Origin of the sequence: Enterococcus sp. DIV0175 (genome assembly GCF_050529075.1) — a bacterium.
GTDB lineage: Bacteria > Bacillota > Bacilli > Lactobacillales > Enterococcaceae > Enterococcus_B > Enterococcus_B thailandicus.
The window spans coordinates 1,985,642-2,001,566 of sequence record NZ_CP172880.1 but is presented as its reverse complement, the minus strand read 5'-3'; the positions used below and the strand labels follow the sequence as shown (position 1 = coordinate 2,001,566).

Annotated in this window: 14 protein-coding genes; 12 read left to right on the top strand and 2 right to left on the bottom strand. The window is 37.7% G+C overall.

The window, feature by feature from the left end:
• From recR to IGJ76_RS09335, 12 genes are all read left to right on the top strand, one after another.
• The gene (gene recR, locus IGJ76_RS09390) at window positions 1–597 is read left to right on the top strand and encodes a recombination mediator RecR (RefSeq protein ID WP_067480382.1); all 597 of its coding nucleotides are present in this window, start codon (window positions 1–3) and stop codon (window positions 595–597) included.
• A gap of 64 nt (window positions 598–661) precedes the next feature.
• A complete protein-coding gene (tmk, locus tag IGJ76_RS09385; protein ID WP_071868183.1) occupies window positions 662–1,306 on the top strand; it encodes a dTMP kinase in 645 nt (214 codons plus the stop codon).
• Window positions 1,307–1,320: 14 nt separating this feature from the next.
• Window positions 1,321–1,650: a cyclic-di-AMP receptor gene (locus IGJ76_RS09380; RefSeq protein WP_067480388.1), complete on the top strand. Its 330-nt coding sequence runs from the start codon at window positions 1,321–1,323 to the stop codon at window positions 1,648–1,650.
• An 8-nt stretch (window positions 1,651–1,658) separates the two neighbouring features.
• Window positions 1,659–2,612, top strand: coding sequence for a DNA polymerase III subunit delta' (gene holB / locus IGJ76_RS09375; protein ID WP_270344780.1), 954 nt, complete (start codon window positions 1,659–1,661; stop codon window positions 2,610–2,612).
• 19 nt (window positions 2,613–2,631) lie between these two features.
• Complete coding sequence (locus tag IGJ76_RS09370; RefSeq protein WP_067480397.1) at window positions 2,632–3,456, top strand: PSP1 domain-containing protein; 825 nt, start codon at window positions 2,632–2,634, stop codon at window positions 3,454–3,456.
• Window positions 3,449–3,796 carry a DNA replication initiation control protein YabA gene (locus tag IGJ76_RS09365; RefSeq protein WP_067480400.1) on the top strand — a complete coding sequence of 116 codons (348 nt, stop codon included), beginning with the start codon at window positions 3,449–3,451 and terminating at the stop codon, window positions 3,794–3,796. The genes IGJ76_RS09370 and IGJ76_RS09365 overlap by 8 nt, the downstream gene beginning before the upstream one ends.
• Window positions 3,797–3,880: 84 nt before the next feature.
• Window positions 3,881–4,753, top strand: coding sequence for a 16S rRNA (cytidine(1402)-2'-O)-methyltransferase (gene rsmI / locus IGJ76_RS09360; RefSeq protein WP_067480403.1), 873 nt, complete (start codon window positions 3,881–3,883; stop codon window positions 4,751–4,753).
• A gap of 568 nt (window positions 4,754–5,321) precedes the next feature.
• Window positions 5,322–6,437 (top strand): DNA polymerase IV, encoded by a 1,116-nt coding sequence (gene dinB / locus IGJ76_RS09355; RefSeq protein WP_067480405.1) that lies wholly within the window; start codon window positions 5,322–5,324, stop codon window positions 6,435–6,437.
• A 428-nt stretch (window positions 6,438–6,865) separates the two neighbouring features.
• On the top strand, window positions 6,866–8,494 hold the full coding sequence (locus IGJ76_RS09350; RefSeq protein WP_067480408.1) for a mannitol dehydrogenase family protein: 1,629 nt from the start codon (window positions 6,866–6,868) through the stop codon (window positions 8,492–8,494).
• 2 nt (window positions 8,495–8,496) lie between these two features.
• Entirely contained in the window at window positions 8,497–9,570 is a 1,074-nt protein-coding gene (uxuA, locus tag IGJ76_RS09345; RefSeq protein WP_067480411.1) for a mannonate dehydratase, read from the top strand.
• Window positions 9,571–9,671: 101 nt separating this feature from the next.
• Window positions 9,672–11,087, top strand: a complete 1,416-nt coding sequence (gene uxaC / locus IGJ76_RS09340) for a glucuronate isomerase (RefSeq protein ID WP_430596572.1) — start codon at window positions 9,672–9,674, stop codon at window positions 11,085–11,087.
• A gap of 20 nt (window positions 11,088–11,107) precedes the next feature.
• Complete coding sequence (locus tag IGJ76_RS09335) at window positions 11,108–12,628, top strand: MFS transporter (protein WP_067480416.1); 1,521 nt, start codon at window positions 11,108–11,110, stop codon at window positions 12,626–12,628.
• A gap of 84 nt (window positions 12,629–12,712) precedes the next feature.
• On the opposite strand, the gene nrdG is transcribed toward IGJ76_RS09335, so the two are convergent.
• On the bottom strand, window positions 12,713–13,315 hold the full coding sequence (gene nrdG, locus IGJ76_RS09330) for an anaerobic ribonucleoside-triphosphate reductase activating protein (RefSeq protein ID WP_067480419.1): 603 nt from the start codon (window positions 13,313–13,315) through the stop codon (window positions 12,713–12,715).
• A 145-nt stretch (window positions 13,316–13,460) separates the two neighbouring features.
• Complete coding sequence (gene nrdD, locus IGJ76_RS09325; RefSeq protein ID WP_067480422.1) at window positions 13,461–15,644, bottom strand: anaerobic ribonucleoside-triphosphate reductase; 2,184 nt, start codon at window positions 15,642–15,644, stop codon at window positions 13,461–13,463.
• Window positions 15,645–15,925 lie beyond the last annotated feature (281 nt).

Below are 15,925 nucleotides of genomic sequence, written 5' to 3'. Positions count from 1 at the left end.
ATGCAATATCCAGAACCAATTGCCAAACTGATCGACAGCTATATGAAACTTCCTGGGATTGGTCAAAAAACGGCTACACGTTTAGCATTTTTTACAATCGATATGAAAGATGAAGTAGTTAATGAATTTGCCAAATCGTTGTTGAGTGTCAAGCGTGATTTGCACTTTTGTAGCATTTGCGGAAACATTACTGAAGAAGACCCTTGCGAAATTTGTAAAGATCCGTCACGCGACCGCAGTATTATTTTAGTAGTCGAGGAACCCAAAGATGTGATGGCAATGGAAAAAATGCGCGAGTACCATGGCTTATACCATGTTCTTCATGGCGTGTTATCGCCAACTGAAGGAACTGGACCAGAAGATATCAATATTTCCTCTTTATTGCAACGACTGCATAACGATGAGGTAAAAGAAGTCATCATAGCAACAAACGCAACAACGGAAGGTGAAGCAACTGCGATGTATCTATCTCGTTTAATCAAACCTGCTGGCATCAAAGTTACTCGACTAGCACATGGTTTATCTGTCGGTTCAGATATCGAGTATGCGGATGAAGTTACGTTGTTAAAAGCAGTTGAAGGACGGCGTGAGCTGTAATTTTTTGAAATAATTTGAATTTCAGCTACAATGAAGATGTAGTGCAAGAGATGGAGGCAAAAGTGTGAACGGACTATTTATCACAATTGAGGGGCCGGATGGTGCTGGAAAAACGAGCATCCTGAAGGAATTATTTCCTCTATTGAAAAAAGTCGCAAAAACAGAAATGATTCAAACAAGAGAACCTGGTGGTATTCCAATTGCGGAAGAAATTCGCCAAGTCATTCTTGATCCTAAAAACGAACGGATGGATGAACGAACAGAAGCACTTCTTTATGCAGCTGCTAGAAGACAACATTTAGTTGAAAAGATTTTGCCTGCATTAAAAGAAGGAAGTATTGTTCTTTGTGATCGTTTTGTGGATAGTTCACTTGCCTATCAAGGTGCTGGACGACGTATTGGCATGCGTGAAATCGCTCGATTGAATGAGTTTGCAACGGAAGGATTGACGCCTGATTTTACTTTATATCTGGATGTTGATTCTGATACTGGGTTGCATCGTATCCAAAAAAATCGCCAGAATCAAATTGATCGCTTAGATTCTGAGGGACTTGAGTTTCATCAACGGGTTCGTCATGCGTATCTAAAACTTGCGGAAGAATACCCAGAACGTATTCATAAAATTGATGCAAGATTGAGTTTTGAAGAAGTTCTTCAGGCTAGTTATTATGCTATTATTGAGAAATATCCACAATTTTTTGAAAATTAGGAAGGTGACTGTGTATGAAAATTATTTTAGCTATTATCCAAGACAAAGATAGTAACCGTTTATCTAATGAATTGATTGATGCCAATATCCGAGCAACAAAATTATCTTCAACTGGTGGCTTTTTAAAAGCTGGCAATAGCACATTTATTGTAGGGATTGAAGATGAACGAGTAGATGAAGCGCTTGAAATTATCAAGAAGACTTGTGAATCTCGTAAACAATTTGTTTCAACACCAGTTACGTTGGATATTTCTATGGATGGCGGCGTTCCTTACCCAGTAGAGGTGGAAGTTGGCGGAGCAACAGTCTTTGTTTTACCTGTCGAAGGATTCCATCATTTTTAGGAGGAGCTATGAAACAAGAAGAGTTAGTAAAACTGGCTCAAATGCAACATTTCGTTTATCAACAGCTTCAACGAAGTTTTGAGCATGGGCGCCTCGCTCATGCTTATCTTTTTGAGGGCGAAAAAGGAACGGGTAAACATGAAATGGGTATTTGGTTGGCTCAGCATTTATTTTGTACACAATTAACAGATAACCAGCCTTGTGGTGTTTGCAATAACTGCCAGCGGATTCAAAATAACGAACATCCAGACGTATTAGTGGTCGAACCTGAAGGGCAAACCATCAAGGTAGATCAAATTCGTCGTTTACAAACAGAATTTAGTCGAAGTGGATATGAATCAAAAAAGAAAGTTTTCATAATCAAGGAAGCAGAGAAAATGAATGTGAGTGCGGCAAATAGTCTACTCAAGTTCTTAGAAGAGCCACCGGGTGATTTTCTAGCGATTTTAGAAACAGATGCGATTGGCCGAATTTTACCAACGATTCAATCACGTTGCCAAGTTTTGCATTTTCAAGAACTTTCAAAAGAAGTTTTAATCCACAAGTTACAAGAAGAACAAATTCCATTGGAAAAAGCGAAACTTTTGGCATTCTTAACCAACAGTTTACGAAAAGCAGTTGAAATCTCAGAAGATGAATGGTTTAATGAGGCTAAGGACTCGATTTATCAGTGGTTCACCTATCTACAAAAGCAAGACCCACAAGCATTTATCTATGTCCAAAAGAAATTGACCAAAGTATTTAAGGAAAAAAGTCAACAGTTTATGGCACTTTCAATTCTGTTATTTTATTTCCAAGAAGCACAAAAACAAGCAATTTTTGCTGAAGAATCAAACAAGACAAAAAAAGCCAATCAAATCATTGAACATATTTTAGTTGCTGAACAAAAACTACGCAGTAATGTGAGTTTTCAAGCAGTAGCTGAACAGTTCGTTTTACAAACGATTTTTAATTATAGCTGAGTAACCAAGGAGGTTGGAAATGGTAGAAGTAGTAGGCGTCCGTTATAGAGATGCTGGGCATATCTATTATTTTGCGCCAGGGGATTCTGAATATTTTTATAATGATAAGGTGTTAGTCGAATCTCAACAAACCTTACATATTGCAACAGTTGCCATTCCCAAACGAGAACTTGATTCCCAAGATTTACCAGAAGAAGTCAAACCCATTTTGCATAAAGCCTCGGCTACCGAGTTAGCAAAAGAACAAAAAAATCAACAAGATGCTACCGAAGCGTTAAAAATTGCCAAACAAAAAGCGCGTGAACACGAATTAGAAATGAAAATCGTGAAGGTGGAGTACACGTTTGATCGAAGTAAAATGATTTTTTCTTTTACTGCTGATGGACGAATTGACTTTCGGGAATTGGTGAAAGAGTTAGCAAGTATTTTTCGGACTAGGATCGAGTTACGTCAAATTGGCGTTCGTGATGAAGCGAAAATTATTGGTGGAATAGGCCCCTGTGGTCGACCATTATGCTGTTCGACATTTTTAGGAGATTTTGTACCGGTTTCAATCAAAATGGCAAAAGATCAAGGGCTTTCTTTGAATCCAACAAAAATTTCTGGCTTATGTGGACGGTTGATGTGTTGTCTGCAATATGAGAGCGCAGAATATGAGGCGGCAAAAAAAGAACTCCCTGACTTTGGAAAAATGATTGAAACACCTGATGGTAAAGGGAAAGTCGTAGGATTAAACCTGCTTAGCCGAATTGTAAAAGTTCGGTTGACAGGACGAGAAAATCCAGTGGAGTATGAATGGGATGAATTAAAAGACTTCATTCAAGTAGGTGAGATGAATGGATAAGCGATCTTTGTATGACGGCTTAAACCAACTAGAATCAGAATTACGAAATACCTTAACTGAATTAGTAGAAATGAAGCACGCACTTCATGAAATCGTCGAAAAAAATACTACGCTTGAGATGGAAAACCAACGCCTGCGTGAACATTTGCGTGAGTTGAATCAAGTGGCAGAAGCACCTGCTGAAAGCGTCAAACAAGAACTGTCAAAATCCCGAATGAATTTAGAAAAAATTTACGAAGAGGGATTTCATGTTTGTTATGACCTCTATGGTTCACGTCGCGAAAATGATGAGCCTTGCGCGTTTTGTTTAGAAGTCATTTATCGTGAAAGTGGACGCTAATACTAAAAAGTTGTCTATGCTAGGGGCAAAGACGTGAGTCGTTCGACTTGTGTCTTCGCTCTTTTTTTATTAAGGAGGCAGGAAATGTATAATCAAAAAAGTTTTAAGGATCATTCAGGTATAGGAACTTTGTATCTTGTTCCTACGCCGATTGGTAACCTTGAAGATATGACTTACCGGAGTGTTCGTCTGTTACATGAAGCAGATTTGATTGCAAGTGAAGATACACGTAATACACAAAAATTATTAAACCATTTTGAAGTGGAGACACCACAAAAAAGTTTGCATGAACATAACTATAAAGAACGAATTCCGTACTTACTCGAGCAATTGAAAATAGGACAATCGATTGCCCAAGTGAGTGATGCGGGAATGCCTTCTATTAGCGATCCTGGTCACGAATTAGTCGTCGCATGTATCGAAGAAGGAATCCCAGTCGTTTCGGTACCCGGACCTACGGCAGGTATCACGGCTTTGATTGCTTCAGGTCTCGTACCACAACCATTTTTATTTTATGGATTTTTACCAAGGAAAAAGAAAGAACAAAAAGAAACTTTGGCGCAATTAAAGACCCAAACAGCAACACTTATTTTTTATGAATCACCATACCGTGTAAGTGCTACACTCGAAAACATACGCGTGGTATTTGGAAATCGCCAAGTGGTTCTATGTCGAGAACTAACGAAGATCCATGAAGAATATCTACGTGGAGACATAGACGAACTATTAATGTATCTAAAAGAAAATCAAATCAAAGGTGAATGTTGCTTGATGGTTGCGGGCGATGATGGTCGTCTGATCGAAGCAGAGGAAGTCAATCAAGTTTCTTTGAAGGAGCAAGTAGAGGCCTTGATTACAGCTGGTGAGAAACCAAATGCTGCTATTAAAAAAGTGGCTGCAATGAATCATCTGAAAAAGCAAGAAGTCTATCGACAATTTCATGAATTAGATGCATGAGAACAAAATTTCAACGTAATAGACAAAAAGTCGGGAACAAAGCAGATTTGTGTTTTGTTCCCGACTTTTTGTCTAAAAGCTGATTTCATACATGTTACTCAAAATAAGTGGGAAGAGGAGTGTTGAATTTCAGAAATGTGTACGCTTGTTTATTAATGACTTTAGTCGGTTTCATCTGTTTTACGTGCGAAACAACAGCTAGGTGTTTCTACATGTGGACGAAATAGTTTCAACGATAAAAAAAGTCCTTTCCATAGACTAATAAAGGGCTGTTAACCAAATTTTAGATTGAAAGTTTTTTCATATCTAAGGATGATAAAAATTTAGCGTATACTAGCTGGAATGGTGAGTAGTCTATCGTTTTTACTTCTTTTTTGCATGAAGCGAACCGAATGAATGATTTTGCACCGAGTAAATGGAACCATCTCATGATTAAGCAACAAAAAAAGTAACGCTCTTTATCAATAATCACGCATGTTTCAAAACATAAGATTTAAATCACAATTGCTTGATAGGGAACAAAAGTTCGACTATAATAACAAAGAGAGTAAGGTCGAGGTGAATAAATATGGAACTACAGTTTCCTTTACATAATGATATATCTAGAAAAATCATCCATATCGACATGGATGCTTTTTTCGCCTCGGTTGAAGAACGAGATCATCCAGAATTCAGAGGACATCCTTTGGTTATTGCTCGCCATCCAAGTGATACTGGTGGTCGGGGTGTCGTGACAACAGCAAATTATGAAGCCAGACAATATGGAATTCACTCAGCGATGAGTGCGCAAAAAGCATTTGAATTGTGTCCAACAGCTATTTTTAAACCTGGTGATCATCAAAAGTATTCTGAAGTATCCCAAATCGTTCGAGAAGTTTTTCACCGGTACACGGATATCGTTGAACCTGTCAGTATTGACGAAGCGTATCTGGATGTGACAGAAAACAAAGTGGGGTGTAAATCAGCAATTAAAATTGCTCGAATGATCCAAGCAGATATTTGGGAAGCTGTTCATTTAACTTGCTCGGCAGGAGTCAGCTACAATAAATTTTTGGCAAAACTGGCTTCTGATTATCAAAAGCCAAGAGGGATTACTGTGGTGACTCCTCAAGAAGCGGTGTCTTTTTTGAAAAAATTACCAATTGAAAAATTTCATGGTGTTGGTAAAAAAACAGTTCCTAAAATGAATGAGCTAGGAATTTTTACGGGTGCAGATTTATATGAAATGAGTGAAATGCAGCTGATTCAAAATTTTGGAAAAATGGGCTATTCACTTTATCGAAAAGTTCGCGGGATTCATGATTCTCCAGTCAACGTAACTCGAGAGCGAAAATCAGTTGGTAAAGAGCATACCTATGGTCAGCCATTGCAAACGGAAGAAGCTGTTTTGGCACAGCTTCGACAGTTGGCAGAAAAGGTAGAAGAAGCACTACGAAAAGTTCAAAAGCATGGAAAAACAGTCGTATTAAAAGTTCGCTATACGGACTATTCAACAATTACGAAGCGGGTAACGTTACCTGAATACATTTACAAAAAAGAAGCTCTATATTATCAAGCTAGTTTGATTTGGGAAGAAGTTTTGGGCGTAGAGAAGGGTGTTCGATTGTTAGGAATTACACTTACGAACTTAGATCCTATGACCTATGAAAATATTGTTTTACCTTTATGGGATTTGAAGGATTAATTAGGAGAGGTTGTAAAAGAAGTGCCTAGCTTCAATAAATAAGAATAAATTACCAGAAATCTTTCTCAAATTTTTGAGTAATTTAGACTTATTTTGAGGAAGTTACTTCTTGAACACCGTGGATAAGGTTGTGGCGCCAAGCGTTCAGCTTCGAAAAAATAATGAGCAACTGACAAAAATAGCATTTCATATTTTTGGACAGTTATGAATTAGTGCGAGAAGCTGCTTGGGGAACACCGTTTACTCTTAAAAAGAGGGTGTGGCAAGACTTATGCCACACCCTTTTTTGGGTTTTCTGATATATTAGTATTTGCTATTTTTTTAATTATAAGATAAAAATAAATGAAATCGACGTATTGACAAAGCCTAAATGGGCGAATATAATGCAAGTATCAAAACAACTGATATATCAGTTTGGAGGGGATTCTGTGATTGACTTAAAAGATTGGCAAAAATCACTAACTGAGTTAAAACAGGCAGGAATTACTATTCCTAACTATGATGTTGCTTCAGTCAAGGAAAAGGGAAAAGAAGTACCTGTGTGGCTTCATTTTGGTGGTGGAAATTTATATCGTGGGTTTCACGCAGAGATTGCACAACGGTTAGCTGATAAAAAAGAATTAGCTGCTGGTATAGTTGTATGTGAAACTTTCGACAAAGAAATAATTGAGAAGGCTTACAAACCATTTCATAGTGATGTAGTGGAAGTAGTGATGCATGATGATGGAATGTTAGATAAAAAGCTTTTAGCTGCAACAGCAGATGCTTTCTTTTGTCATCCTAGTGAGAAAGAAAGTTTTGCACAAGTTGTTCATTATTTTGAAAATCCTAGCTTACAGTTTACCACCTTTACGATTACTGAAAAAGGGTATCACTTGAAAGACGCTGCTGGGAAATTTTTCCCAGTAGTAGAAGCAGATATTGAAAATGGTCTTGAAGCTCCTCAACATACGATGAGCATTGTGACCGCATTATTACACAAACGATTTTTAGCGGGAAAATTACCGATTGCCATGATTTCAACTGATAATTTTTCGCGAAATGGAAAGCGATTCCAAGATAGCGTACTGACAATTGCCAAATGCTGGCAAGAAAAAGGGTTTGTTTCCAATGAATTTCTTGATTATTTAACTGATTCAGAAAAAGTAACCTTTCCTTGGAGCATGATTGATCGCATTACACCAAACCCCGCAAAAATTGTACAGGCGGAACTTGAGAAGCTCGGTTTTGTTGATATGGAAATTATTCATACAGAAAAACGCACGAATATTGCACCATTTGTGAATACAGAGGTTATTCATTATTTGATTATCGAAGATCATTTTCCAAATGGGCGCCCTGCGTTGGAAAAGGCAGGTGTCATCCTTACGAGCCAGGAAATTGTTGATAAAGCAGATGTGATGAAAGTAACAACATGTTTGAATCCACTTCATACGGCAATGGCAATTACTGGTTGTTTGCTTGGTTATCAATCGATTGCAGCTGAGATGGAAGACGAAGAGATTGTGGGATTGATTAAAGCAATTGGGTATCAAGAAGGCCTACCAGTAGTAGAAGATCCCCAAATAATTGATCCTAAACAATTCATTGATGAGGTGATTAAGAAACGATTGCCTAATCCCAACATACCTGATACACCGCAACGAATTGCGAGCGATACTTCGCAAAAAGTGGCAATTCGTTTTGGTGAAACCATTAAAAAATATACAGAAAAGTCAGCTGCGCAATCTCTCGTATTTATTCCAGTGGCAATTGCAGCTTGGTTACGTTACTTGTTGGCAGTTGATGATGAAGGAAATGAATTTGTACCAAGCCCTGATCCATTGTTAGCTGAATTACAGGAGCAGCTGGCAAGTCTTCATTTAGGTGAACAATCGCCAGAGGTAATTCATCAAAGTGTTGCAAGTATTTTAGCCAATGAAACAATTTTTGGTTCAAATTTATATGAAGTAGGCCTTGGCGAAAAAATTGAACAAATAGTAACAGAAATGTTAGTAGGTCCAGGAGCAGTTAGACAAACGATTCGTACCTACTTAACAAATTTCGGAGGAAAATAATCATGGAAATGACTTTTAGATGGTACGGTTCACAAGAAGAAAAGATTACGTTAGAAGAAATTCGACAAATTCCAGCGATGAAGGGGATTGTGGGAACACTTATGGACATCCCCGTTGGAGAAGTGTGGCCGAAAGAACGAATCAAATCACTGAAAGAAGAAATTGAAGCAGCAGGCTTAACGTTAAAAGTTATAGAAAGTGTTAACGTTCATGATGCTATCAAGATTGGCTTGCCAAGTAGGGACCGATATATTGCAAATTATCAACAAACGATTCGAAATTTGGCAGCATTTGGTATTGAAGTAATCTGTTATAATTTCATGCCTGTTTTTGACTGGGTAAAATCTGATCTCGATTATCGCTTGTCAGACGGTTCCTCAACATTAGCGTATATTGCAGCAGATATTCCGGAAGATCCAGAAGAGATTATTAAAAAAGTGGAAAATTCCAGCAATGACTTTGAGTTACCGGGCTGGGAACCAGAACGTTTGGCACAAGTAAAAGAATTACTTCAAGCCTATAAAGAGGTGGATGAAGCTAAGTTACGCGAAAACTTTGCTTATTTTCTGAAGGCGATTATTCCGACTTGTGAAGAAGTTGGTATAAAAATGGCGGTCCATCCAGATGATCCACCGTATTCGATTTTTGGCTTGCCACGAATCGTGAAAAATCGAGAAGACTTGGACTGGATTTGTCAAGTAGTTGATAGTCCTGCGAATGGAATTACGTTGTGTACAGGTAGCATTGCGGAAGACCCAGCAAATAATGTTTATGAAATCATGGCAGAATTTTGTCAACGAGATCGGATTCCGTTTGCCCATGTTCGTAACATCAAATTTATCCAAGAAAAAGATTTCTATGAAGCACCACACAAATCAGAATACGGTTCATTAGATATGTATCGAATTTTAAAAGCAATGTATGACAATGGGTTTAATGGTTATATCCGTCCTGACCATGGACGAATGATCTGGGGGGAAACAGGACGTCCGGGTTATGGCTTATATGATCGCGCACTTGGGGCGGTGTATTTGAATGGTCTTTGGGAAGCATTAGAAAAAGAAAATCAAAAATAATTGAAAGGAATCATCTTTAACGTCAACAGAAAAGGAATGAGGCTGAGCAATTTTTAAGTTCAGCCTCTGAATAAAAATCAAAAAGAAGGAAGCGCTTAACTATGTTTTTAGATGAAAATTTTTTATTAACCAATGAAGTAGGACGCAAGTTATTCCATCAGTATGCCAAAGATGAACCAATTATTGATTACCACTGTCACTTAGAGCCAAAAGTCATTTTTGAAAATCAACAGTATGAGAACCTAACTCAAGTTTGGCTCAACGATCGCGGAGCAGGCGATCATTATAAATGGCGTTTGATGCGAGCTAATGGTGTTGCTGAAGAACTAATTAGTGGCGATGGTGATGATTATGAAAAGTTTTTGGCCTTTGTTCGAACAATGGAAAAAGCTCCGGGAAATCCAATTTATGAATGGTCTCATTTAGAGTTGCGTCGTTACTTTGCTATTGATTTAATCATTAATCAAAAAAATGCACCAGAAATTTGGCGACAAGCCAATGAAAAAATTCAAACCGATGCGTATCGACCAAAAAAATTATTAGAAATGATGAAAGTTAAAGCAATCTGCACAACTGATGATCCTACTGATGACTTAGGGTATCATGCAGTATTAGCACAAGAACATAATTCCTTTAAAGTATTGCCAACTTTTCGTCCAGATAACACTTGGGCAATTACTACAGAAGAATATCGTGAATACTTAGAAAAACTAGGTGAGAGTGCACAACAATCAATTCAAACGTTTGCGGATTTAACAACTGCTTTATCAAATCGTGTAGCATTTTTCCACGAAATGGGGGGACGTTTAGCAGATCAAGGATTGAATACGTTTGTGTATGCGCCGGCAACCAATGAAGAATTAGATGCAATTTTAGCACGTGCACTAACTGGAGAAACGAGTTTTACAACAACGGAAGTGGCTCAATTTACAACAGCAATCCAAAAGCATTTGATGGGAGAATATCATCAGCGTCAATGGACGATGCAGATGCACATGAACGCATTTCGCAACGACTCAACGAAAATGAAACGAGAAATCGGAATCAATGTTGGTGGTGATTCAATGGGGGATCAAAGTGAACTGACAAAAAATATCGTAAACTTATTTGCTGAGGTAGAAGAGGCAAATCAGTTACCAAAAACAATCTTATATTCGTTGAATCCAAATGACTGGTTACCATTAGCAACAGCCATGCAAAGTTTTCAAGGAGAAATTGTTCAGAAACTTCAACTGGGTTGTGCGTGGTGGTTTAACGACACTTGTGAAGGAATGCGCAAGCAACTAACGATTATGGCACAACAAAGTTTGTTGGCTAACTTTACTGGGATGTTGACTGATTCTCGAAGTTTCTTGAGTTATCCACGTCATGAATATTTCCGTCGCGTATTATGTCAGCTCTTAGGTGAATGGGTCGATCAAGGCCGATTGCCTGAGGAAGATGAATATTTGGGACAGATCGTCAAAGATATTTGTTATGGCAATGCACATGAATATTTTGGCTTTTTTGAAAGTTGACGGAGGGTGGATGAAGAGAAATGGACAAAAATAAGCAGTGGGTTTATCAACCGAAAAAAATTACAATTGGTCGAGGAGTTGCCTATGGATTAACTGATTTAATGGGTGGTGGTTGGAATAATATCGTTTCAGGTGTTATTTTCGCTTTCGTGTTGAGTCAAGGAATCAATCCAGCGTTTGCCGGAGCAATCACAGGGATTGGTCGGATCATTGACGCCATGTTTTCGTTATTTTTTGGTGCGATTACGGATGGCTTTTATCGGACAAAATTAGGTCAACGTTTCGGACGTCGTCATTTCTTTATTTTATTAGGCGGAATTTTGTTTACGATTCTCTTTCCGTTGTTCTGGGTTCAGGCAGATAGTTGGATCTATTATCTAGTTATTTATGTAGCAATCGAACTTGCAATTGCCATGATTTTGATTCCGTGGGAAACTTTACCAACAGAAATGACCGATGATTATAATCTGCGTACGATTTTATCTAGCTCGCGTATGTTTATTTCTGCAACGGGGACAGCACTTGTTTTCTTAGTATTAGCAGCGTTGCAGCATATGGAAAACCCAAATGCTTATCTGATTACGGGCATTATTTGGACGGTGATTTTTGTTGTTGCGATTTTTATTTCTTACCGAACAACGTGGGAACGTCCGTTAACGCCTGAATTTTTAGCAGAGTTAGAAAGTCAACCCAAATTATCTTTAGGCGAATTTATGAAGAAAACAGTCCAAGATTATTTTTCAACGTTCAAAAATCGAGCATTTCGTCAACATTTAGGTATTTACTTATTATCATTTACTGGGAAAGATTTTTATTCTACGTTGTTACCAACTTTTATTATTTGTTGTATTCATGGCGTAAAAGAGGATACACCGTGGACACTTCAAGCACTTTCCATTTTTGGAATCATTGCAACATTGGTGGCTGCACGCCTGATGTTAACTCGTGGCCCTCGTTACTTATTTATGCTAAGCTACGTTACGATTATTGTTACGATGGTTGGGTACCTCTTAACTTGGGCACTGCACGTCCAAAATGCTTTTTGGGTCTTAGTAATTATTTCCGTATTTTATCAATGTGCGCGTGCAATTTTAGAATTTACACCTTGGAATGTTTTTCCCTTTATTCCAGATGTTGACCGCATGATGACCCGAGGCGATCGTGCTGGAATTTATGCAGCAGTGATGACGTTCTTTAGAAAATCAACTGGTGCATTAGCTTCTTGGATTGCCGGGATTTTACTAGCAGCGATTGGTTTTGATTCAAAAACAATGACGAATTTTACGAATACCCCTCACCATATTCAAACGGGCATCGCCTTGATTTTCTTTATTGCGCCCGTCGTTCTGATTTCTTGTGCTTTAGTGATGGCTCTGACGTTTAAATTGAATCGTGAAACGCATGAAGTGTTGAAACATGAAATTGATCGTTTGGAAGATGGTGGCTTGAAAGCAATGGTGACACCAGAAGCAAAAGATGTAGTAGAAGAATTAACCGGACATCCTTATCAAGAGGCGTGGCCAAAGCAACCGAATGTTTAAATAATAAATTTAAAATAGGAAAACAAACAACCAGCTACCAAAGTTGACTGAATAATCAACTCTGGTAGCTGGTTGTGCTTGTTGTCAAATCAAATCTTGTTTTTTGATTTGCTCGTATGTTTGAGTAGCGTCGAAGCATTTTTCCCAGATAACAACTTTATTTTGTGCTAAAGATTTTTGAACATCGACAATTCGTTGGTTGCTGCTTCCACGAAATTGTAGTTTCAAATCACGTTTGGAAAGATCAAAACGACCATCAACTAAGATATCGATTTCTGCTAGTAAAGCTAGCTTATCTTCGGAGTCTTGTAACAATTCATCAAAAGTATAACCAGTCCACGACCAGATGTCTTTAGTATGACCAAACTCTTGACGGATTCGACGAACAACTTGCAAACAAACATCTGTATTCAAAAAGGGCTCCCCACCAAGTAAGGTCAAACCTTGAACATAATCATGGCGAAGGTCTTCGATTACTTGTTCCTCTAGTTCTTGAGTGAATGGTTTTCCATAGCGGAAATTTTGAGCTGCTTTATTGAAACAACCTTCGCAAGCAAACAGGCAACCACTGACGTATAAGCTATTGCGGACACCTTCGCCATCGACAAAATTAAATGCTTTATAGTCAGCAATATAATTTTGACTATAATCTTCAGCTAACCATTCTTTTGGTTTTGGATTTCTCATCAAAACACTTCTTTCTATAGTATAAGTTCTTGCAGTTTAGCTACCAAAGTAATCTAAATTAGTGGAAAAGTGCTTATCAAAAAAGTTGTGACAAAAAGCAATTTGATTTTTATCACAACTTTCAGTTTTACAATCGGGTAATGGACTATTTCATGTGTTTTACACGAGAAGAAATTTCTTTATGACGTCCATGAACCATTGGGCGAGCTTGTGGATTACCTAAATAACCACAAGTACGTTTAACAACGTCACAAGTTTTTGGATCGTGGTTGCCACATTCAGGACATTCAAAACCACGTTCTGTTGGAGTGAAATCACCTTCAAAACCACATTCATAGCAGTGGTCGATTGGTGTATTTGTTCCAAGGTAACCAACTTTGTCGTAAGCATAGTCCCAAACAGCTTCCAATGCTTTTGGATTCTGTTGCAACATTGGATACTCACAATAGTGGATGAAACCACCAGAACAATATTGTGGGTAATCTTTTTCAAAATCAAGTTTTTCAAAAGGTGTTGGATTTTTACGAACATCGTAATGGAAACTGTTTGTATAGTATTCTTTGTCTGTAATGTTATCAATGATGCCAAACTTTTCAGTATCTAAACGACAGAAACGATCAGTTAAACTTTCACTTGGTGTTGAATATACACTAAAGTGATAGCCATATTCATCACCCCAATTATCTGCATTGGCTTTTAATTTTTTAAGAATAGCTAAGGTAAATTCTTTTGCTTCCGGATCTGATTCCCACTCACCACCATAAAAAGCAGAGGCGACTTCGTATAAACCAATATAACCAAGAGAGACAGTTGCCCGACGGTTTTTGAATAATTCATCAACGGCATCTGTACGTGACAGACGTTTGCCAAAAGCACCATACATATATAGAATAGGCGCATTCGCAGGAATAGCTTCTTTACAACGTTCTACACGATAAACAAGTGCGTCTTTCATGATTTCAAGACGGTCAGATAATAATTGCCAAAACTTTTCTTGATTTCCTTTTGCTTCAATTGCAATTCGAGGCAAGTTTAGTGTGACAACACCTAGATTCATGCGTCCTACATTGATTTCTGTTCCATTTTCGTCTTTCCAGCCTTGTAAAAATGAGCGACAACCCATTGGGACTTTGAAGCTACCAGTTAGTTCAACGATTTTATCGTAATTTAAAATATCTGGATACATCCGTTTAGTTGCACATTCCAAAGCTAATTCTTTGATATCATAGTTTGGATCAGTTGGAGCAAGATTCACGCCAGCTTTGAGGGTAAAAATAAGTTTTGGAAAAATAGCAGTCCGCTTTTCGCTTCCAAGTCCGTTGATTCGAATTTGTAGAATGGCTTTTTGAATTTCACGTTCAAACCAATTTTCACCAAGACCAAAGCCAAGAGAAGTAAAAGGTGTTTGTCCGTTAGAGGTAAACAGCGTATTGATTTCATATTCTAAACTTTGCATCGCATCAAAAATATCTTTTTTCGTTTTTGATTTGGCATAAGCTTCTTGTCGCTCAGTTGTTTCGACCCATTCTTTTGCATCTTTTAAATGTTTTTGGTAATTTAATTCAGCAAATGGGGCAAGTAATTCATCTGTACGGTCTGCCGAGCAGCCACCATATTGGCTAGAAGCTACGTTGGCGATGATTTGTGAGATTTGGGCAGTTGCTGTTTGAATTGATTTTGGTGATTCAACTTCAGCATTTCCAATTTTAAACCCATTATTTAACATGCCTTTAAAGTCGATCAAACAGCAATTAGTCATTGGTGTATATGGATGATAGTCCAAATCGTGATAATGGATATCGCCTTTTTGATGTGCATTGGCAATATGAGGAGGTAACATCTTCAAGCCAATTGACTTACCAACGATTCCGGCAGTCAAATCACGTTGCGTGTTAAAAACATTGCTGTCTTTGTTCGCATTTTCATTGACGACTGTTTGATCCTTGTTAATCAATTTTTCGATGGAAAAGTTAATATCAGTTGCTTTGCTACGTTCAAAATCACGGCGTGTCCGATAATTGATATATTCTTCAGCAAGTTCATATTCATTTTTTTCAAGTAGAATGTGTTCAACGATATTTTGAACTTCATAGATTTTAACATTTTCAACAAAACGACTATTGATTTCAGTAACGACTAAATCAACGATTGTCTGAATACGTTCATAGGCAAGTGGAGATAAAGAGCCATGAACTTTCTTTTCAGCTTTCACTAGTGCTTCATTAATTTTTTGTTCATCAAAGTCGACGTGACGACCATCACGTTTGATGATTTTGATTGTTGATGCTTGTACTTCATTGGCTGGAATTTCTTTATAGTTTACCTTCATCTTCTCAACTCCTACTAAATTGTTCTTGTCTATCATAAAACAAATCAGTGAAACGGGCAACTATATGTAGTGGGTTTGTCGATGTATAAATAAGTGAATATACCATATATGGTGTATATTTCCTTGTGAAAAAAAGTGAAAACGTGAAAGTACAGGATTTATAAAATGAATAAAAAAAAATTAAAAAAATAAAAAAACATTTTTTTTGCTCCAAGTGACAAAAACTAAAGAGAAAAAAACAAAAGACTATGCTACGATGCAAGTATAATAAAAGTAGTGAG